31 protein-coding genes are annotated in these 17,170 nt (G+C 40.4%); all 31 read right to left on the bottom strand.

The genetic code is table 11. The annotated features are described in order from the left end of the window. Window positions 1-86: 86 nt before the first annotated feature. The 31 genes from HMPREF2837_RS01185 to rpsJ all read right to left on the bottom strand — a co-directional run bounded on the left by HMPREF2837_RS01185 (window position 87) and on the right by rpsJ (window position 16,911). Window positions 87-1,424, bottom strand: coding sequence for a PFL family protein (locus tag HMPREF2837_RS01185; RefSeq protein WP_049548844.1), 1,338 nt, complete (start codon window positions 1,422-1,424; stop codon window positions 87-89). A gap of 9 nt (window positions 1,425-1,433) precedes the next feature. Next, window positions 1,434-1,700 (bottom strand): ACT domain-containing protein, encoded by a 267-nt coding sequence (locus HMPREF2837_RS01190; protein WP_000644115.1) that lies wholly within the window; start codon window positions 1,698-1,700, stop codon window positions 1,434-1,436. Between the two features lie 465 nt (window positions 1,701-2,165). Continuing rightward, a complete protein-coding gene (gene rplQ, locus HMPREF2837_RS01195) occupies window positions 2,166-2,552 on the bottom strand; it encodes a 50S ribosomal protein L17 (protein ID WP_000331493.1) in 387 nt (128 codons plus the stop codon). A gap of 11 nt (window positions 2,553-2,563) precedes the next feature. Further along, window positions 2,564-3,499: a DNA-directed RNA polymerase subunit alpha gene (locus HMPREF2837_RS01200; protein ID WP_000568996.1), complete on the bottom strand. Its 936-nt coding sequence runs from the start codon at window positions 3,497-3,499 to the stop codon at window positions 2,564-2,566. A 42-nt stretch (window positions 3,500-3,541) separates the two neighbouring features. Continuing rightward, entirely contained in the window at window positions 3,542-3,925 is a 384-nt protein-coding gene (gene rpsK / locus HMPREF2837_RS01205) for a 30S ribosomal protein S11 (RefSeq protein WP_001118385.1), read from the bottom strand. Between the two features lie 17 nt (window positions 3,926-3,942). After that, complete coding sequence (gene rpsM, locus HMPREF2837_RS01210) at window positions 3,943-4,308, bottom strand: 30S ribosomal protein S13 (RefSeq protein WP_000090783.1); 366 nt, start codon at window positions 4,306-4,308, stop codon at window positions 3,943-3,945. Between the two features lie 17 nt (window positions 4,309-4,325). Next, the gene (rpmJ, locus tag HMPREF2837_RS10570) at window positions 4,326-4,442 is read right to left on the bottom strand and encodes a 50S ribosomal protein L36 (protein WP_001808836.1); all 117 of its coding nucleotides are present in this window, start codon (window positions 4,440-4,442) and stop codon (window positions 4,326-4,328) included. 24 nt (window positions 4,443-4,466) lie between these two features. Beyond that, window positions 4,467-4,685: a translation initiation factor IF-1 gene (gene infA / locus HMPREF2837_RS01215; protein ID WP_001029883.1), complete on the bottom strand. Its 219-nt coding sequence runs from the start codon at window positions 4,683-4,685 to the stop codon at window positions 4,467-4,469. 117 nt (window positions 4,686-4,802) lie between these two features. Continuing rightward, window positions 4,803-5,441 (bottom strand): adenylate kinase, encoded by a 639-nt coding sequence (locus HMPREF2837_RS01220; RefSeq protein WP_049548845.1) that lies wholly within the window; start codon window positions 5,439-5,441, stop codon window positions 4,803-4,805. Window positions 5,442-5,596: 155 nt separating this feature from the next. After that, window positions 5,597-6,907, bottom strand: coding sequence for a preprotein translocase subunit SecY (secY, locus tag HMPREF2837_RS01225; RefSeq protein WP_049548846.1), 1,311 nt, complete (start codon window positions 6,905-6,907; stop codon window positions 5,597-5,599). Between the two features lie 12 nt (window positions 6,908-6,919). Further along, window positions 6,920-7,360 (bottom strand): 50S ribosomal protein L15, encoded by a 441-nt coding sequence (gene rplO / locus HMPREF2837_RS01230; protein ID WP_000766078.1) that lies wholly within the window; start codon window positions 7,358-7,360, stop codon window positions 6,920-6,922. Window positions 7,361-7,506: 146 nt separating this feature from the next. Continuing rightward, the gene (gene rpmD / locus HMPREF2837_RS01235) at window positions 7,507-7,689 is read right to left on the bottom strand and encodes a 50S ribosomal protein L30 (protein WP_000057241.1); all 183 of its coding nucleotides are present in this window, start codon (window positions 7,687-7,689) and stop codon (window positions 7,507-7,509) included. A 13-nt stretch (window positions 7,690-7,702) separates the two neighbouring features. Further along, window positions 7,703-8,197, bottom strand: coding sequence for a 30S ribosomal protein S5 (gene rpsE, locus HMPREF2837_RS01240; RefSeq protein ID WP_000874203.1), 495 nt, complete (start codon window positions 8,195-8,197; stop codon window positions 7,703-7,705). A gap of 17 nt (window positions 8,198-8,214) precedes the next feature. Beyond that, on the bottom strand, window positions 8,215-8,571 hold the full coding sequence (gene rplR, locus HMPREF2837_RS01245) for a 50S ribosomal protein L18 (protein WP_000624044.1): 357 nt from the start codon (window positions 8,569-8,571) through the stop codon (window positions 8,215-8,217). A gap of 83 nt (window positions 8,572-8,654) precedes the next feature. Next, window positions 8,655-9,191, bottom strand: a complete 537-nt coding sequence (gene rplF, locus HMPREF2837_RS01250) for a 50S ribosomal protein L6 (protein ID WP_000086625.1) — start codon at window positions 9,189-9,191, stop codon at window positions 8,655-8,657. A gap of 189 nt (window positions 9,192-9,380) precedes the next feature. After that, a complete protein-coding gene (rpsH, locus tag HMPREF2837_RS01255; protein ID WP_000245504.1) occupies window positions 9,381-9,779 on the bottom strand; it encodes a 30S ribosomal protein S8 in 399 nt (132 codons plus the stop codon). A 213-nt stretch (window positions 9,780-9,992) separates the two neighbouring features. Continuing rightward, a complete protein-coding gene (locus HMPREF2837_RS01260; RefSeq protein ID WP_001085699.1) occupies window positions 9,993-10,178 on the bottom strand; it encodes a type Z 30S ribosomal protein S14 in 186 nt (61 codons plus the stop codon). 17 nt (window positions 10,179-10,195) lie between these two features. Further along, window positions 10,196-10,738, bottom strand: coding sequence for a 50S ribosomal protein L5 (gene rplE / locus HMPREF2837_RS01265; RefSeq protein ID WP_000013542.1), 543 nt, complete (start codon window positions 10,736-10,738; stop codon window positions 10,196-10,198). A gap of 23 nt (window positions 10,739-10,761) precedes the next feature. Continuing rightward, entirely contained in the window at window positions 10,762-11,067 is a 306-nt protein-coding gene (gene rplX, locus HMPREF2837_RS01270) for a 50S ribosomal protein L24 (RefSeq protein ID WP_000497691.1), read from the bottom strand. 177 nt (window positions 11,068-11,244) lie between these two features. Then, the gene (gene rplN, locus HMPREF2837_RS01275) at window positions 11,245-11,613 is read right to left on the bottom strand and encodes a 50S ribosomal protein L14 (protein ID WP_000616548.1); all 369 of its coding nucleotides are present in this window, start codon (window positions 11,611-11,613) and stop codon (window positions 11,245-11,247) included. 25 nt (window positions 11,614-11,638) lie between these two features. Further along, window positions 11,639-11,899 (bottom strand): 30S ribosomal protein S17, encoded by a 261-nt coding sequence (gene rpsQ, locus HMPREF2837_RS01280; protein WP_000440801.1) that lies wholly within the window; start codon window positions 11,897-11,899, stop codon window positions 11,639-11,641. A gap of 24 nt (window positions 11,900-11,923) precedes the next feature. After that, on the bottom strand, window positions 11,924-12,130 hold the full coding sequence (rpmC, locus tag HMPREF2837_RS01285) for a 50S ribosomal protein L29 (RefSeq protein ID WP_000772918.1): 207 nt from the start codon (window positions 12,128-12,130) through the stop codon (window positions 11,924-11,926). A gap of 9 nt (window positions 12,131-12,139) precedes the next feature. Then, window positions 12,140-12,553 (bottom strand): 50S ribosomal protein L16, encoded by a 414-nt coding sequence (gene rplP / locus HMPREF2837_RS01290; protein WP_000960948.1) that lies wholly within the window; start codon window positions 12,551-12,553, stop codon window positions 12,140-12,142. A gap of 3 nt (window positions 12,554-12,556) precedes the next feature. Beyond that, complete coding sequence (gene rpsC / locus HMPREF2837_RS01295; protein WP_000529936.1) at window positions 12,557-13,210, bottom strand: 30S ribosomal protein S3; 654 nt, start codon at window positions 13,208-13,210, stop codon at window positions 12,557-12,559. Window positions 13,211-13,222: 12 nt separating this feature from the next. Beyond that, a complete protein-coding gene (gene rplV / locus HMPREF2837_RS01300) occupies window positions 13,223-13,567 on the bottom strand; it encodes a 50S ribosomal protein L22 (protein ID WP_049548847.1) in 345 nt (114 codons plus the stop codon). An 11-nt stretch (window positions 13,568-13,578) separates the two neighbouring features. Next, entirely contained in the window at window positions 13,579-13,860 is a 282-nt protein-coding gene (rpsS, locus tag HMPREF2837_RS01305; protein ID WP_000533766.1) for a 30S ribosomal protein S19, read from the bottom strand. 104 nt (window positions 13,861-13,964) lie between these two features. Continuing rightward, window positions 13,965-14,798, bottom strand: coding sequence for a 50S ribosomal protein L2 (gene rplB / locus HMPREF2837_RS01310; protein WP_000512914.1), 834 nt, complete (start codon window positions 14,796-14,798; stop codon window positions 13,965-13,967). 17 nt (window positions 14,799-14,815) lie between these two features. Further along, window positions 14,816-15,112 (bottom strand): 50S ribosomal protein L23, encoded by a 297-nt coding sequence (locus HMPREF2837_RS01315; RefSeq protein ID WP_001055347.1) that lies wholly within the window; start codon window positions 15,110-15,112, stop codon window positions 14,816-14,818. Then, window positions 15,112-15,735 carry a 50S ribosomal protein L4 gene (rplD, locus tag HMPREF2837_RS01320; protein WP_049548848.1) on the bottom strand — a complete coding sequence of 208 codons (624 nt, stop codon included), beginning with the start codon at window positions 15,733-15,735 and terminating at the stop codon, window positions 15,112-15,114. Before rplD ends, HMPREF2837_RS01315 begins: the two co-directional genes overlap by 1 nt. Window positions 15,736-15,759: 24 nt before the next feature. Further along, window positions 15,760-16,386 carry a 50S ribosomal protein L3 gene (gene rplC / locus HMPREF2837_RS01325; RefSeq protein ID WP_000160197.1) on the bottom strand — a complete coding sequence of 209 codons (627 nt, stop codon included), beginning with the start codon at window positions 16,384-16,386 and terminating at the stop codon, window positions 15,760-15,762. Window positions 16,387-16,602: 216 nt separating this feature from the next. Further along, window positions 16,603-16,911, bottom strand: a complete 309-nt coding sequence (rpsJ, locus tag HMPREF2837_RS01330; protein WP_001284513.1) for a 30S ribosomal protein S10 — start codon at window positions 16,909-16,911, stop codon at window positions 16,603-16,605. Window positions 16,912-17,170: the final 259 nt, after the last annotated feature.

Here is a 17,170-nt window from a genome sequence, read left to right on the forward strand (position 1 = left end):
ATTAAATAAAGTTAGGAGGTCTTTATTTAATGATAGTAGTATACAGGTCTATCCTTAAATCCAACTTAAACAGATTTCACTTCTTTTTAATTTTTAAAACTATGGATTGGAGCCGGGATTTGCCCTCCACGTGCAATGAAGTCGACAGACGAGGCACCGTTAACTTTCATGACTGGAGCCGTTCCTAGAAGGCCACCAAATTCAATCATATCGCCTTCTTTTCCTTTTGGAATAATACGTACAGCAGTTGTTTTCATATTGATGACTCCGATAGCAGCTTCATCCGCAATCATTGCCGCAATCGTTTCTGCAGGTGTATCCTCAGGAATGGCAATCATATCCAAACCAACTGAACAGATAGCCGTCATAGCTTCTAGTTTTTCCAAATTAAGGGAGCCGTTTTGCACTGCAGCAATCATCCCCTCGTCCTCAGAAACTGGGATAAAGGCACCAGACAAACCACCAACTTGGTTGCAAGCCATAACTCCGCCTTTTTTAACTTGATCGTTCAAGAGAGCCAAGGCAGCAGTCGTTCCATGAGTCCCAACTGTCTCTAGCCCCATTTCTTCAAGAACACGAGCTACAGAATCACCCACTGCTGGAGTTGGAGCTAAACTTAAATCGACAATCCCAAAATCAACTCCGAGGCGCTCACTAGCCATTTGACCAACCAATTGACCAATACGGGTAATCTTGAAAGCCGTTTTTTTAACAGTTTCAGCAACAACATCAAAGCTCTGACCTCGAACCTTTTCCAAGGCACGTTTGACAACACCCGGTCCTGAAACACCTACATTGATGATGACATCTGCTTCACCTACACCATGAAAAGCTCCTGCCATAAAAGGATTGTCCTCTACCGCGTTGGCAAATACAACCAATTTAGCCGCCCCCATATCAGATAAAGAAGCTGTTTCCTTAATAACGCGCCCCATATCCGCTACTGCAGTCATATTGATGCCCGATTTGGTAGAACCGATATTTACTGATGAACAAACCTTATCCGTTTCTGCCAATGCACGAGGAATGGAGTTGATAAGGATTTCATCACCTTTTTGATAACCCTTTTGTACCAAGGCTGAAAAACCACCAATGAAGTCAACACCAATTTCTTTCGCAGCTTTATCCAGTGCTTTAGCTAAGACTACATAATCCGTCGCATCGGTAGCAGCACCAATCAGGGAAATTGGAGTTACAGACACACGTTTATTCACAATAGGAATTCCTAACTCAGCCGCAATTTCATCCCCAACAGCCACTAAATTAGCAGCTTTTGTAGTAATCTTTTCATATATTTTATCCGCAGCACGATTGATATCTGGATCGATACAGTCCAAAAGGGAAATCCCCATGGTAATGGTTCTAATGTCAAAGTTTTGCTCCTCAATCATAGCGATTGTTTCGGTAACTTGTCTAATATCCATAAATACCTCCTAGATATTGTACATAGCATCAAAAATAGCCGCACTTTGAATATTGATTTTGACATTCAAAGTCTGACCAAAAACCTCAAATTCGTTTCTAAGATGAGTAAAATCTTGCTTTTCATCACTAGATACCACAGCCATCATTGTAAAGAATTCGTCCAAGACTGTTTGTGAGATATCATCAATATTTAAGCCTAATTCAGCAATTTTTGTCGCAACACCTGCAACAATTCCAGATTTATCTTTACCAACAACAGTAATAATAGCTTTCATGATTAAACTCCGTTTCTAACACAGAACAATATCCATTTCGGCCAAAAACAAAATAAAAAAGGGGAGATAGAGTAACTAAATCACTTAATAGTGAACAATTGTCCAAGTTGAACCCCTAAGAAATCTCTTAGTTGATCTTGTACCAGACTAGTATTTTTTTACCAAGTCGCTAGTTTAGAAATTGAAAGTGATAGTATATTGGCTCATAACCTCTTTATAGAATATTTTTGAAAAAATGAACATTGTTGATTTTCGTTTTCAATAGTATAGCATATTTCTTAATAAAATACTCAAAAACGCCTGCTTACGAAATTGTTCTTTAGTAAAAAACAATTTCGTAAACAAGCGTCTACCTTATCATCTTATGATGAGTGTTCCCGCTAGGACATAAGTCCTAGCGGTAGACCAGAGCTAGACTAAGAGCACAAGACCCCATCATCATAACACTCAACAAAATTGATGATTTTATACTAATTCGATGATCGCCATTGGCGCTGCATCACCACGACGTGGTTCAGTTTTAAGGATACGAGTGTATCCACCGTTACGCTCAGCATAACGAGGTGCGATTTCTGAGAACAATTTTTGAAGTGCTGTAGTAGAAGTGTACTTATCAGTTGCTTCATCATAGTTTTCAGATGCGATTTCATTACGTACGAAAGCAGCTGCTTGACGACGTGCATGCAAATCACCACGTTTACCTAGAGTAATCATTTTTTCAACAGTTTTACGGATTTCTTTAGCACGAGCTTCAGTTGTCACGATTGATTCGTTGATCAAAAGGTCAGTTGTCAAATCGCGAAGCATTGCTTTACGTTGTGAGCTAGTGCGTCCTAGTTTACGGTAAGCCATTTATTCCTCCTTTATTTATCTTTTAATCCAAGACCCAAATCAATGAGTTTGACTTTCACTTCTTCCAAACTCTTGCGTCCAAGATTTCTTACTTTCATCATCTCTGCTTCAGATTTTTCTGTCAAATCATGCACAGTGTTGATACCGGCACGTTTCAAACAGTTGTATGAACGCACAGACAAGTCAAGTTCCTCAATCGTACGTTCCAAGATACGGTCGTCCGATTCAGTATCAGCTTCTTTCATCACTTCTGCTGACTTAGCAATCTCTGTAAGATTTGTAAACAAATCAAGGTGCTCAGTCAAGATACGCGCTGAAAGCCCTAAAGCATCTTCTGGAATAATTGTTCCATTAGTCAAGATTTCAAGGGTTAATTTGTCGAAACCATCATTGCTACCTACACGAGCAGGTTCAACTTGATAGTTGACTTTTGTAACTGGTGTATAAATAGAATCTACAGCAAGTGTTCCAACTGGTGCATTATCTTTTTTATTTTCATCAGCAGGTACATATCCACGACCACTGTTAACAGTCATTGTCGCCTTTAGAGAAGAACCTTCACCGATTGTAAAGAGATAATGATCTGGATTTACAATTTCAATGTCGCTATCTGTCAAGATATCTCCAGCTGTAATTTCAGCAGGACCTTGCACATCTAGTTCAATGATCTTTTCGTCTTTAACGTAAGATTTTACTGCAATACCTTTGATGTTCAGAATGATTTGCATCACGTCTTCGCGAACACCCGGAACTGTATCAAATTCATGCAATACACCTTCGATATTGATAGATGTTACAGCAGCCCCTGGAAGAGAAGCTAGAAGTACACGACGAAGAGAGTTACCAAGTGTTGTACCGTAACCACGTTCAAGCGGTTCGATTACAAACTTGCCATAATCTTTATTTTCATCAATTTTTGTTATATTTGGTTTTTCAAACTCGATCATTTAGTTACTCCCTCTTAAACGAAAAGCAGTGTAAGGTTATGATTATACACGGCGACGTTTTGGAGGACGAGCACCATTGTGTGGCACTGGAGTCACATCACGAATTGCTGTTACTTCAAGACCAGCGGCAGCAAGAGCACGAATAGCTGACTCACGACCAGAACCTGGACCTTTAACAGTAACTTCAACTGACTTAAGACCGTGTTCTTGTGCAGATTTAGCAGCAGCTTCAGAAGCCATTTGAGCAGCAAATGGTGTAGATTTACGAGAACCTTTGAAACCAAGAGCACCAGCTGATGACCAAGCAATTGCATTACCATGCACATCAGTAATCATAACAATAGTGTTATTAAATGTAGCGTGAATATGAGCAATACCAGATTCGATATTCTTTTTCACACGACGTTTACGTGTTGGTTTAGCCAAGACTTTTACCTCCTATATTATTTTTTCTTACCAGCAATCGCAACAGCTTTACCTTTACGAGTGCGAGCGTTGTTTTTAGTGTTTTGTCCACGGACAGGAAGTCCACGACGGTGACGGATACCACGGTATGAACCGATTTCCATCAAACGTTTGATGTTCAAGTTAACTTCACGACGAAGGTCACCTTCAACTTTGATTGCATCCACTTCACGACGGATAGCATCTTCTTGATCTGGTGTAAGATCGCGAACACGTACATCTTCTGAAATTCCAGCAGCTGCCAAGATTTTCTTAGATGTTGGAAGTCCGATACCGTACACATAAGTCAATGAAATTACTACGCGTTTGTCATTTGGAATGTCAACTCCAGCAATACGAGCCATGTTTTCTCCTTTCTATCTTATCCTTGACGTTGTTTGTGTTTTGGATTTGCTGGGCAAATTACCATAACACGACCATTACGACGAATAACTTTACAGTATTCGCAAATTGGTTTGACCGATGGTCTTACTTTCATTTCTTATCCCTCCAAGTTTTTCGATTATTTAAAGCGGTAAGTGATACGTCCACGTGTCAAGTCATATGGACTCATTTCGACAGTAACACGATCTCCCGCTAAAATACGAATATAGTTTTTACGAATTTTACCAGAAACTGTTGCTAAAATCTGATGTCCATTTTCAAGTTCAACCGTAAACATTGCATTCGGCATAGTATCAACTACTTTACCTTCAACTTCAATCACATCGTCTTTTGCCACGCAAAAGTACCTCCATAAATTTCGATTTGATGCCTCTAGACACAGAGACAACAATTATAAGTCAGACTAACTCAGTATAACATTTGTAGAGACATTTTGCAAGCATGAAAAACGCTTTTATTTCAATTTTGTCAATACTTTTTCGATATCTGCAAATACATCATTGATATCTTGATTACCTTCGATATCATGTACCAAACCTTTAGCACGATAGTGAGCAATAATCGGTTCACCTTGGGCAATATTGACATCCAAACGACGTTTTACTGTTTCTGGTTTGTCATCTTCACGTTGATAGTAGTCTTCTTCTTTGTAATCAACTGGTGGATTGAAAACTTTGTGGAAAGTTTCGCCAGTTTCACGGTGAATGATACGACCACTCAAACGTTCGAGTAGGCATGATGGATCTACTTCAATATTGATTACACCCTCAAGTTCAAGACCAAGGTCTACCAAAATTTGATCCAAAGCGTGGGCTTGTTCAATGGTACGAGGGAAACCGTCTAAGAGGAATCCTTTTTCCTTAATGTCACCTTGAGCCAAACGTTCTTTAACGATTCCGTTTGTAACTTCATCTGGAACTAACTCACCCTTATCAATGTATGACTTGGCTAGAACACCCATTTCAGTTTGGTTAGCCATCGCAGCACGGAACATATCTCCTGTTGAGATATGAGCTACATGAAATTGTTCCACAATTCTAGCTGCTTGTGTTCCCTTACCTGCACCAGGTAATCCCATAATCAAAAGATTCATGATTCAAACTCCTTTTTTGTTTTTAAATAGAAGCAAAAATTCATTTCAACTCCTATTTAAGAACAAAATAGAAGAGAGGAGTAAAAAATCTGACAAGGTCTTTGATTTTTACACTCCACTCTCTGAGCAATAGTGAATTTTATTTTCTATTACAATTATTCTGTTGTATTCATAAAACCAACATATTTACGTTTCAATAGATAACCTTCCAATTGTTTGATTCCTTCAATACCTGTTGAGATAATGATCAAGAGACTGGTACCTCCAAAAGCAACGACTTCTGAAAGACCAAAGACATCCTTAGCCACAATCGGTAAAATAGAAATCACACCAAGGAAGAGTGAGCCGACTGTTGCGAGACGACGAAGAAGTTTTGACATATATTCTTCAGTCCCTTTACCAGGACGGACACCGTGAATGTAAGCACCGCTCTTTTGTAAATTCTCTGCTGCTTTCTCAGGATTAATCTGTACAAATGTATAGAAGAATGTAAAGAGGATAATCAACAGAGCGTACAAAGCGATACCTGTAGGGGCTGTTGTAGATAGTAACTCCTGAGCACTACGTACCCAGGCCCAATCAAGACCAGATGCACTTACAAATTGTAAAATTGCCGCTGGTGCTGCTGTAATTGAGCTAGCAAAGATAACTGGAATAACTCCTGCAGGGTTAATCTTCAATGGAAGATAGGAACTTGATGGTGCTCCTTGTGCTACCTTAGTATACTGAATTGGTATCTTATATTCAGCTTGTTGAACATAAGTTGTAAAGTAAACAATCAATAAGACTGCTACGATTAAGATAGCAACAAAAATGAGGGATGAAGTCAAGCGGTCGCTTGGTACGTTGACAAAATAGTCAACATAGATACCCTTGATCATATCAGGAATTGAAGCAACAATCCCCGCAAAGATAATCATGGAAACACCATTCCCATAACCCTTATCAGTAATTTGCTCTCCCAACCAAGTTACAATCATACTACCCGCTGTTAGGATTGCTCCAATCACAAGGAAAACTTGTGGTGTTAGAGGAACAGTCAAAAGTTTGGCTCCAGATAAAGCATTAAAACCAGCTGTAATTCCGATAGATTGCACGAATGCAAGAACAAGGGCAATATATCGCGTTGCCTGGTTCAACTTTCTACGACCAACTTCCCCTTGTTTGCCCCACTCTACAAACTTTGGTAATAAATCCATTTGTAAGAGTTGGACAACGATAGAAGCAGTAATGTATGGACTAACACCAAGTGCAAAAACTGAAAAGTTTTTCATGGCATTACCAGACACCAAGCTCAACATATTTAGAAAAGATAGACCACTCAAAGCATTCAAGCTGTTGGCATTGACCCATGGAACTGTAATGCTAGTCCCGATACGGAAGACCAAAACGATAAAAATTGTAAAAAGAATTTTTGATCGAACTTGCTTGACCTTGAGAGCTTCTCTCAATAATTTAAAAAACATAGGTCACCTCTCTTAGATGACTTCTACTGAACCACCTTTAGCAGTGATAGCTTCTTCAGCTGATTTAGAGAATTTAGCTGCTTTCACAGACAATTTCTTAGTCAACTCACCGTTACCAAGGATTTTGATACCTGATTTTTCAGCTTTAACAATTCCTGCTTCGATAAGAACAACTGGAGTTACTTCTGCACCATCTTCAAAGACGTTCAATTGGTCAAGGTTAACAATTGCGTATTCTTTAGCGTTGATGTTAGTGAATCCACGTTTTGGAAGACGACGGAACAATGGAGTTTGTCCACCCTCAAAACCAAGACGTACTCCACCACCGCTACGAGCTTTTTGACCTTTTTGACCACGGCCAGATGTTTTACCGTTACCTGATGAAGTACCACGACCAACACGGTTACGAGTTTTACGAGAACCTTCTGCAGGTTTCAATTCATGAAGTTTCATTATATATTTTCTCCTCTTTTGTAAAATGCTAGCGCCGATAAGAGAGAAAAGGTTGTCTCTCCTATCAACTCGCCTATACCTTTGTCATCAAAGATGACTATATCTAGTTTTAGGGGATGGTATACTGCACATCCCCTAACATTTCATTAGTTTACTTCTTCAACTGTTACCAAGTGAGATACTGCAGTGATCATACCACGGATTGCAGCGTTATCTTCTTTAATAACAGAGCTGTTCAATTTGCCAAGTCCAAGTGCTACAACAGTTTTACGTTGTGATGGAATGCGTCCGATTGGAGACTTAGTCAAAGTAATTTTAATTTGAGCCATTTTATCCCCTTTCTTATGCCAAATCAGAAACTGAAATACCACGAAGGGCAGCAACTTCTTCAGCGCGTTTCAATTGTTTCAAACCTTCAACAGTTGCGCGAACAATGTTGATTGGAGTATTTGAGCCAAGAGATTTAGATGTAACATCAGCTACACCTGCCAACTCGATAACGGCACGAACAGCACCACCAGCGGCAACTCCAGAACCTTCTACAGCAGGTTTCAACAATACTTTAGCTCCACCGAATTCTGAAATAACTTCGTGTGGGATTGTTGTTCCAACCATAGGAACTTCGATCAAGTTTTTCTTAGCATCTTCTACTGCTTTGCGGATTGCTTCTGGAACTTCTTGAGCTTTACCAGTACCAAATCCTACGCGACCGTTGTGGTCACCAACGACTACAAGAGCTGCAAAACGAAGACGACGTCCACCTTTAACAACTTTAGTAACACGGTTAACAGCAACTACGCGTTCTTCTAATTCAACTGCATTGTCTTTAAATGCCATTTTCTAGTGTCCTCCTATTAGAATTTCAATCCGTTTTCACGAGCTGCATCAGCCAAAGCTTTCACACGTCCGTGATATAGATATCCACCGCGGTCGAACACCACTTCTGAAATACCTTTAGCGTTTGCACGTTCTGCAACGAGTTTACCGACAGCAACGGCTTGTTCAGTTTTTGTTCCTTTTGAAACTTCTTTGTCAAGAGTTGAAGCACTTGCGAGCGTTACACCCGCTACGTCATCAATAACTTGAGCGTAGATGCCTGTATTAGAACGGAATACGTTCAAACGTGGGCGATCAGCAGTTCCAGAGAGTTTTCCGCGAACGCGACGGTGGCGTTTTTGGCGGAGTTTGTTTTTATCTGGTTTAGAAATCACAGTTTTCACCTCTTTAGTTTTAAATCGTGTGCTATGCACAAAGTTGGAAATGATATTGGTGGCTGAAAATCAACCACTCAATATTATTTACCTGTTTTACCTTCTTTAAGACGAACATATTCGCCAACGTAACGGATACCTTTACCTTTGTAAGGTTCTGGTGAACGAAGGCTACGTACGTAAGCAGCTGTTTGACCAACTACTTCTTTTGAAATTCCGCTAACAACGATTGTTGTTGGGTTTGGAAGTTCAAAAGTAATTCCTTCTGGAGCTTCAACTTCGTCTGGATGTGATTTACCAACAGCCAAAACAAGTTTTGATCCTTGAAGTTGTGCACGGTAACCAACCCCACGCATTTCAAGTTGTTTCTTGAATCCTTCTGATACACCAATAACCATGTTGTTCAAAAGAGCACGAGTAGTTCCGTGGATAGTTTTCATTTCTTTTGAATCGTTTGGACGGTGAAGAGTTACTTCAGTACCTTCCACACGAATTTCAATATCTTTTGAGAACTCACGAGTAAGTTCTCCTTTAGGTCCTTTTACAGTTACAACGTTGTCATTGTTAGTGATTTCAACACCAGCAGGCAACACGATAACTTTATTACCAATACGTGACATGTTTTTATTCTCCTGTTAAATTGTCAGGCCTTGTCGGCCAGTTTTCACGGGGGGTTAAATCGATTTCTAGATTTAAAGGAATATTTAGGTTTCAATTTCAAAGTGAATCTAGGCATCGTCTCGCAGATATAACTTTGGGTTAGGCAAGAGACGATAACGACGAGTCACAAAGAAATTGGGAGCTAAATATTACCAAACGTAAGCGATAACTTCTCCACCAACGTTCTTTTGGCGTGCTTCTTTATCAGTAAGCAAACCTTCAGAAGTTGAAAGGATAGCAATTCCAAGACCGTTAAGTACTTTTGGAAGGTCTTCACGTTTTTTGTAGACACGAAGTCCTGGTTTAGAAACACGTTTCAAGTTTGTGATAACTTTTTCACCGTTTGGTCCGTATTTAAGGAATACACGGATGATGCCTTGTTTGTCATCTTCGATGATTTCTACGTTCTTAACAAAACCTTCGCGTTTAAGGATTTCTGCAATCCCTTTTTTGATGTTTGATGCAGGTACTTCAAGTACTTCGTGTTTTGCTTGGTTAGCGTTACGAATACGAGTTAGGAAGTCTGCGATTGGGTCAGTCATAACCATTTTATTTTTCTCCTCTTACTAGTAGTTTGCAAGTTGCACTTGCTAGTTAATGATTGAGCTAAGCTCAGATAGTATTGACACATTCAAATAAGATAACTCTCATTTGAACACGAGCTACAACCTGGGCAAAAAAGATAGATTTGTCTTGGAGCATCGCTCCTGCACCAAATCTCCTATTTTTGCTATGGTTGTTACGCTTTTTGTATCATGATATTACCAAGATGCTTTTGTTACACCAGGGATTTGACCTTTATATGCCAATTCACGGAAGCAAACACGGCAAAGTTTAAACTTGCGGTAAACTGAGTGTGGACGTCCACAACGTTCACAGCGAGTGTATGCTTGAGTAGAGAACTTCGCTGGGCGTTTGTTCTTAGCAATCATAGATTTTTTAGCCATTAGTTATACCTCCTATATTATTTTGCAAAAGGCATTCCAAGGCCTGTAAGCAATGCACGTGACTCTTCGTCAGTGTTAGCAGTAGTTACGATAACGATGTCAAGACCACGAGTTTTGTCAACGTCATCAAAGTTGATTTCTGGGAAGATCAATTGTTCTTTCACACCAAGTGTGTAGTTTCCGCGTCCATCAAATGATTTTGTAGGAACACCGTGGAAGTCACGTACACGTGGAAGTGAAACTGAAACCAATTTGTCCAAGAATTCGTACATACGTTCACCACGAAGGGTAACTTTTGCACCGATCGCAACACCTTCACGAAGACGGAAGCCGGCGATTGATTTTTTAGCTTTAGTGATAAGTGGTTTTTGACCTGAGATAAGCGCCAATTCTTCAGCAGCTTTTTCAAGGCTTTTAGCGTTTGATACAGCTTCACCAACACCCATGTTCAAAACGATCTTATCTACTTTAGGCACAGCCATCACTGATGAGTAGTTGAATTGTTCTGTCAAAGCAGGAACTACTTCATTAAGATATTTTTCTTTTAAACGATTTGCCATTATACTTCTCCTTTCCTTCGTGATTAATCAAGCACTTCGCCTGATTTTTTGTTGTAGCGAACTTTTTTACCGTCTACAAATTTGTAACCAACACGACCAGCTACACCGTTTTTGTCCAAAACTTGAACGTTTGATACGTGGATAGCTGCTTCCTTCTCGATGATACCACCTTGAGGAAGTTCGTTAGTTGGACGTTGGTGTTTCTTAACGATGTTAACACCTTCAACGATAACTTTGTTTACTTTTGGAAGGGCAGTAAGGACAACAGCTTCTGTTCCCTTATCTTTACCAGCGATTACGCGAACTTTGTCGCCTTTTTTTACAAACATTTTTTTCTCCTTTTATTCTTACGCCCAATGGGCACCCTGGCTTAGCCAGGGGACTGTGTTTGTTTGTTTTTGCTCTGTAAAAATTAAAGCAATCCTTCGTCAGTTTCAACTCACCTAACTTAAGTTATGCTTTCGTCTTACTTCCTAGACTTGTTTTAATTTTCTTTGAGCAATCAATTAAAGTACTTCTGGAGCAAGTGACACGATCTTCATGAAGCCACCTTCACGCAATTCACGTGCAACTGGGCCAAAGATACGTGTTCCGCGAGGAGTTTTATCTTCACGGATGATAACTGCTGCGTTTTCGTCAAATTTGATGTATGAACCATCAGCACGACGAGCACCTGATTTAGTACGAACGATAACTGCTTTAACAACGTCACCTTTTTTAACCGCACCACCAGGAGTAGCTTGTTTTACAGATGCCACAATAACATCACCGATGTTCGCAAATTTACGTTTAGAACCACCAAGAACTTTGATAGTCAAGATTTCGCGTGCACCGCTGTTGTCTGCGACTTTCAAACGAGTTTCTGTTTGAATCATTTCAGTTTTCTCCTTTCAGGTTTGATTAGATGATAACCGCTTCTTCAACGACTTCTACAAGACGGAAACGTTTTGTAGCTGAAAGCGGACGAGTTTCCATGATACGTACGATATCACCTTCTTTGGCAACATTGTTTTCATCATGTGCTTTGTATTTTTTAGAGTAGTTAATACGTTTACCATAGACTGGGTGGTTACGTTTTGTTTCAACTACAACTGTGATTGTCTTGTCCATTTTGTCAGATACAACACGTCCAACAAGAACTTTACGATTATTGCGTTCCATTGAAATTTCTCCTTCCCTAGTCTATTATTTCGCTTCAGATTGAACTGTTTTGATACGAGCGATTTGTTTTTTAACTTCTTTCAAGCGAGCTGTTTGTTCTAATTGACCAGTAGCAGCTTGGAAACGAAGTTCAAACAATTCTTTTTTCAATTCGTTTTCGCGCTTCGCGAGTTCTTCTTGAGAAAGACCACGAAGTTCTTTAACAAATTCTTTTACTTCATTAAGTTTCATGCCTTCTCCTTATTCTGCTTCACGTTTTACGAATTTACATTTAACTGGCAATTTGTGGCTTGCAAGACGAAGCGCTTCGCGAGCGATCTCTTCAGATACACCTGCAACTTCAAACATTACTTTACCACGTTTAACTGGTGCTACCCAACCTTCAGGTGCCCCTTTACCAGATCCCATACGAACCCCGATAGCCTTAGCTGTGTATGATTTGTGTGGGAAGATTTTAATCCAAACTTTACCACCACGTTTCATGTAACGAGTCATGGCGATACGAGCAGCCTCGATTTGGCGGTTAGTGATCCAGTGGCTAGTTGTAGCTTGAAGACCGTATTCACCGAATGCTACTTCTTTTCCACCTTTAGCTTCACCGCGCATTTTACCACGGAATTCACGACGGTGTTTAACACGTTTAGGTACTAACATTGGTTATTTACCTCCTTTAGTGTTTTTACGAGCTGGAAGAACTTCACCACGGTAGATCCATACTTTAACACCAAGTTTACCGTATGTAGTGTCTGCTTCTTCCCAAGCATAATCGATATCTGCACGAAGTGTGTGAAGTGGAACAGTTCCTTCAGAGTATCCTTCAGCACGGGCGATATCTGCACCGTTCAAACGACCTGATACTTGAGTTTTGATTCCTTTAGCTCCAGCACGCATTGCACGTTGGATTGCTTGTTTTTGTGCACGACGGAAAGCAACACGTTGCTCCAATTGACGAGCAATTCCTTCACCAACAAGGTGAGCATCCAAATCAGGTTGTTTGATTTCGATGATGTTGATGTGTACTTGTTTTCCAGTCAATTTGTTAAGTTTAGCACGAAGTGCATCAACGTTAGCACCACCTTTACCGATAACCATACCTGGTTTAGCAGTGTGAAGTGAAACGTTAACTTTGTTTACTGCGCGTTCGATTTCAATAGTTGAAACAGCTGCGTCAGCAAGTTCTTTTTGAACGAATTTACGGATTGCAAGATCTTCATGAAGGTAATCCGCGTATTCTTTTTCAGCATACCATTTGGCATCCCAATCACGGATGATGCCGACACGCATACCAATTGGATGTACTTTTTGACCCACGATTTTACCTCCTTATTTTTCTGCAACAGCCACAGTGATGTGAGCTGTACGTTTGTTGATTGGTGAAGCTGAACCTTTCGCACGTGGACGGAAACGTTTCATAGTTGGTCCTTCATTTGCGAATGCTTCAGATACTACCAAGTTAGCTTTATCCAAACCAAGGTTGTTTTCAGCGTTAGCTACAGCTGAGTTCAAAACTTTCAAGATGATCTCAGCAGCTTTGTTTGGAGTGAATGTCAAGATTGCAATAGCATCGGCTACGCTTTTACCACGAATGTTGTCAAGAACAAGACGTGATTTACGAGGTGAAACACGTACTGTACGAGCCATTGCTTTAGCTGAAGTAATTTCTGCCATTTATGTTCTCCTTATTTTCTACGTGTTTTCTTGTCGTCTGCAGCGTGACCTTTGTAAGTACGAGTTGGTGCAAATTCACCAAGTTTGTGACCTACCATGTCTTCTTGGATGTAAACAGGTACATGTTTACGTCCATCATAAACTGCGATAGTGTAACCAATGAAACTTGGGAAGATCGTTGAACGACGTGACCAAGTTTTGATAACTTTTTTCTTTTCGTCGTTAGCTTGAGCTTCAACTTTTTTCATCAAATGCTCATCGACGAAAGGTCCTTTTTTAAGACTGCGTCCCATTTTTATATTTTCTCCTTTAAATGTTGTACCACAGCGGCTTGCGCTCACAAGGAGCGCTACCGAGCTGGCGGAATTTCCTAGTTGCTTAAGCGACTAGTTTTAAATTATTTCTCGTTGCGACGACGAACGATAAGTTTGTCAGATTTCGCTTTCTTGTTACGAGTTTTAAGACCAAGAGCAGGTTTGCCCCATGGAGTAGATGGCGCTTTACGACCAACTGGTGCTTTACCTTCACCACCACCGTGTGGGTGATCGTTAGGGTTCATTACAGAACCACGAACTGTTGGGCGGATACCTTTCCAACGGCTACGTCCTGCTTTACCAAGGTTTACAAGTCCATGTTGTTCGTTTCCGACAACACCAACTGTAGCACGACAAGTTCCAAGAATCATACGAACTTCGCCTGATTGAAGACGAACAAGAACGTATTTACCTTCTTGTCCCAATACTTGAGCAGAAGCTCCAGCAGCACGGACCAATTCACCACCACGACCTGGTTTCAACTCAATGTTGTGAACCAAAGTACCAACTGGGATGTTAGCAAGTGGAAGAGCGTTACCTACTTTGATATCTGCTTCAGGACCTGAAACGATACGTTGTCCAACTTCAAGACCTTTTGGAGCGATGATGTATGCTTTCACACCGTCAGTGTAGTGTACAAGAGCGATGTTTGCAGAACGGTTTGGATCGTACTCGATAGTTTTAACAACTGCTTCAACGTTATCTTTGTTACGTTTAAAGTCAACCAAACGGTAGAAACGTTTGTGTCCACCACCTTGGTGACGAACTGTGATACGACCGTTGTTGTTACGACCAGCCTTGTTCTTCAAAGCAACAAGCAAAGTTTTTTCTGGTGTGCTTGTTGTGATTTCAGCGAAATCCAAAGAAGTCATATTACGGCGACCGTTTGTTGTTGGTTTATAAACACGAATTCCCACGATATTTCCTCCTTAGATTATTCAGCTTCAGCAGCAAACAACTCGATTGCTTTTGAATCAGCTGTAAGTGTGATGATAGCTTTTTTAGTTTTGTTAGTAAAACCAGTGTAACGTCCAACACGTTTAGCTTTAGGTTTTACGTTGATTGTGTTAACATTTGCAACTTTAACACCTTCGAAAGCAGCTTCAACAGCTTGCTTGATCAAAAGTTTGTGCGCACGAGTGTCAACTTCAAATACATATTTGCCTGCTTCAAGTTGAGCCATTGAGCTTTCAGTGATAACAGGTTTTTTGATAACATCATACAAATTCATTATGCAAGAACCTCCTCGATTTTAGAGATAGCTGCTTGAGTAACAAGAAGTTTGTCACTATTTGCGATGTCAAGAACACTTGCAGTTGTAGCAGTCGCAACTTTCACGTTTGGAAGGTTACGAGCTGAAAGAGCTGCGAATTCGTTTCCTTCTTCAAGAATAACAAGGACTTTAGAATCGATGCTCAAAGCTGCAAGAACTTTTGCAAATTCAGCAGTTTTTGGAGCTGTAAATTCAAGAGAATCAACGGCTACAAATTTGTTTTCAGCAACTTTTTCTGAGTAAACAGATTTTAGTGCAAGGCGACGAACTTTTTGAGGAAGTTTGTACGCATAGCTACGTGGAGTTGGTCCGAAGACGATTCCACCACCACGCCATTGTGGAGAGCGGATAGAACCTTGACGAGCACGTCCAGTTCCCTTTTGACGCCATGGTTTGCGTCCGCCACCTGAAACGGCTGAACGATTTTTAACAGCGTGAGTTCCTTGACGAAGGCTAGCACGTTGGCTGATGATGACATCAAACACAACAGATTGGTTTGGTTCGATACCAAAGATTGCATCGTTAAGAACAACTTCGCCCGCTTGTTTACCAGTTTGGTCGAATAATGTTATATTTGCCATTTTGACTGTATTCCCCTTTCCTTATTATTTACCAGCTTTAACTGCTGATTTGATAGTGATAAGAGATTTCTTAGCACCTGGTACGTTACCTTTGATAAGGATAACGTTCTTTTCTGGAACAACTTGTACAACTTCAAGGTTTTGAATTGTTACACGGTCGCCACCCATACGTCCTGCAAGGTTTTTACCTTTGAATACGCGGTTAGGTGCAACAGGTCCCATAGAACCTGGACGACGGTGGTAACGAGAACCGTGAGCCATAGGTCCACGTGATTGTCCGTGGCGTTTGATAACACCTTGGAAACCTTTACCTTTAGAAGTACCAGTTACGTCAACAACATCTCCAGCTGCGAAAGTTTCAACTGTGATTTCAGCACCAACTTCCAAGCCTTCAACGTTTTTGAATTCACGAATGAAGCGCTTAGGAGCCGTGTTAGCTTTTGCTACATGTCCTTTAGCAGGTTTGTTGCTCAATACTTCGCGTTTGTCATCAAAACCAACTTGGATAGCGTTGTATCCGTCTGTTTCAACAGTTTTAACTTGAAGAACAACGTTTGGAGTTGCTTCAATAACTGTTACAGGGATCAATTCGCCAGCTTCAGTGAAGATTTGAGTCATTCCCACCTTTTTCCCTAAGATTCCTTTTGTCATGAGAAAATAGTTCCTTTTCTATATTTTTTATTCAAAAAGTTTTTAACGAGCGTTTTTTATGCTCAAGTCTAAGATACAAAGGGCGTCAAACTCAAAGTGAAAATAGGAAACTGACGCAGTGTCTTGCAGACACTAGGAAGTTTATCTTTTTCACACCGAGTTTAGCCCGTGTTCAATTCAATTGAAACACCAGCTTCTGCTCTTTTATATTTTAGATTAAAGTTTGATTTCTACGTTTACACCACTTGGAAGATCCAATTTCATCAAAGCGTCAACTGTTTTTTGAGTTGGGTTAACGATATCGATCAAACGTTTGTGTGTACGCATTTCAAATTGTTCGCGAGAGTCTTTGTATTTGTGAGTCGCACGAATGATTGTGTAGAGGCTACGCTCAGTTGGAAGTGGGATTGGACCCGCAACTTGTGCACCTGTACGAGTAGCTGATTCTACGATTTTTGCAGCCGCTGTGTCAAGCGTACGGTGTTCGTAAGCTTTCAAACGGATACGGATTTTTTTGTTTGCCATCTTTTTCTCCTTTTCGTCTATTTAAGATAATAGGCTAGCTCCACAAGAAAACCGACGCGCGTTGCGTGGCAATGCAACCGAGCGTGTCGCAACCTCTTGCATCAAAGCTAAAGCTGTAATTTACAGCACCATAATAGAATAACACAAATCCCCTGCGATTGCAAGGGATTTGACAGGATTTTTTAAATTTTTCGAATGAAACTGTTTTCTTTTTATGAATGGCGAAATTCCCCCTCTGCTTGGAAGTGAATTTACAGTT

Source organism: Streptococcus sp. HMSC071D03 (genome assembly GCF_001812125.1).
Lineage (GTDB): Bacteria > Bacillota > Bacilli > Lactobacillales > Streptococcaceae > Streptococcus > Streptococcus pseudopneumoniae_N.

Coding starts and splice junctions, on each gene's coding strand:
- rpsQ (WP_000440801.1), bottom strand. CDS start 11,899: ATGGAACGCAATAATCGTAAAGTTCTTGTTGGACGTGTTGTATCTGAC.
- HMPREF2837_RS01315 (WP_001055347.1), bottom strand. CDS start 15,112: ATGAATTTGTATGATGTTATCAAAAAACCTGTTATCACTGAAAGCTCA.
- rpsS (WP_000533766.1), bottom strand. CDS start 13,860: ATGGGACGCAGTCTTAAAAAAGGACCTTTCGTCGATGAGCATTTGATG.
- HMPREF2837_RS01185 (WP_049548844.1), bottom strand. CDS start 1,424: ATGGATATTAGACAAGTTACCGAAACAATCGCTATGATTGAGGAGCAA.
- HMPREF2837_RS01200 (WP_000568996.1), bottom strand. CDS start 3,499: ATGATCGAGTTTGAAAAACCAAATATAACAAAAATTGATGAAAATAAA.
- rpmD (WP_000057241.1), bottom strand. CDS start 7,689: ATGGCTCAAATTAAAATTACTTTGACTAAGTCTCCAATCGGACGCATT.
- rpmC (WP_000772918.1), bottom strand. CDS start 12,130: ATGAAACTTAATGAAGTAAAAGAATTTGTTAAAGAACTTCGTGGTCTT.
- rplN (WP_000616548.1), bottom strand. CDS start 11,613: ATGATTCAAACAGAAACTCGTTTGAAAGTCGCAGACAACAGCGGTGCA.
- rplV (WP_049548847.1), bottom strand. CDS start 13,567: ATGGCAGAAATTACTTCAGCTAAAGCAATGGCTCGTACAGTACGTGTT.
- HMPREF2837_RS01220 (WP_049548845.1), bottom strand. CDS start 5,441: ATGAATCTTTTGATTATGGGATTACCTGGTGCAGGTAAGGGAACACAA.
- rplC (WP_000160197.1), bottom strand. CDS start 16,386: ATGACAAAAGGAATCTTAGGGAAAAAGGTGGGAATGACTCAAATCTTC.
- HMPREF2837_RS01190 (WP_000644115.1), bottom strand. CDS start 1,700: ATGAAAGCTATTATTACTGTTGTTGGTAAAGATAAATCTGGAATTGTT.
- rpsM (WP_000090783.1), bottom strand. CDS start 4,308: ATGGCTCGTATTGCTGGAGTTGACATTCCAAATGACAAACGCGTAGTA.
- secY (WP_049548846.1), bottom strand. CDS start 6,907: ATGTTTTTTAAATTATTGAGAGAAGCTCTCAAGGTCAAGCAAGTTCGA.
- rpmJ (WP_001808836.1), bottom strand. CDS start 4,442: ATGAAAGTAAGACCATCGGTCAAACCAATTTGCGAATACTGTAAAGTT.
- rpsH (WP_000245504.1), bottom strand. CDS start 9,779: ATGGTTATGACTGACCCAATCGCAGACTTCCTAACTCGTATTCGTAAC.
- rplX (WP_000497691.1), bottom strand. CDS start 11,067: ATGTTTGTAAAAAAAGGCGACAAAGTTCGCGTAATCGCTGGTAAAGAT.
- rplF (WP_000086625.1), bottom strand. CDS start 9,191: ATGTCACGTATTGGTAATAAAGTTATCGTGTTGCCTGCTGGTGTTGAA.
- rplO (WP_000766078.1), bottom strand. CDS start 7,360: ATGAAACTTCATGAATTGAAACCTGCAGAAGGTTCTCGTAAAACTCGT.
- rplP (WP_000960948.1), bottom strand. CDS start 12,553: ATGTTAGTACCTAAACGTGTTAAACACCGTCGTGAATTCCGTGGTAAA.
- rplE (WP_000013542.1), bottom strand. CDS start 10,738: ATGGCAAATCGTTTAAAAGAAAAATATCTTAATGAAGTAGTTCCTGCT.
- rpsJ (WP_001284513.1), bottom strand. CDS start 16,911: ATGGCAAACAAAAAAATCCGTATCCGTTTGAAAGCTTACGAACACCGT.
- rplD (WP_049548848.1), bottom strand. CDS start 15,735: ATGGCAAATATAACATTATTCGACCAAACTGGTAAACAAGCGGGCGAA.
- HMPREF2837_RS01260 (WP_001085699.1), bottom strand. CDS start 10,178: ATGGCTAAAAAATCTATGATTGCTAAGAACAAACGCCCAGCGAAGTTC.
- rplQ (WP_000331493.1), bottom strand. CDS start 2,552: ATGGCTTACCGTAAACTAGGACGCACTAGCTCACAACGTAAAGCAATG.
- rpsE (WP_000874203.1), bottom strand. CDS start 8,197: ATGGCATTTAAAGACAATGCAGTTGAATTAGAAGAACGCGTAGTTGCT.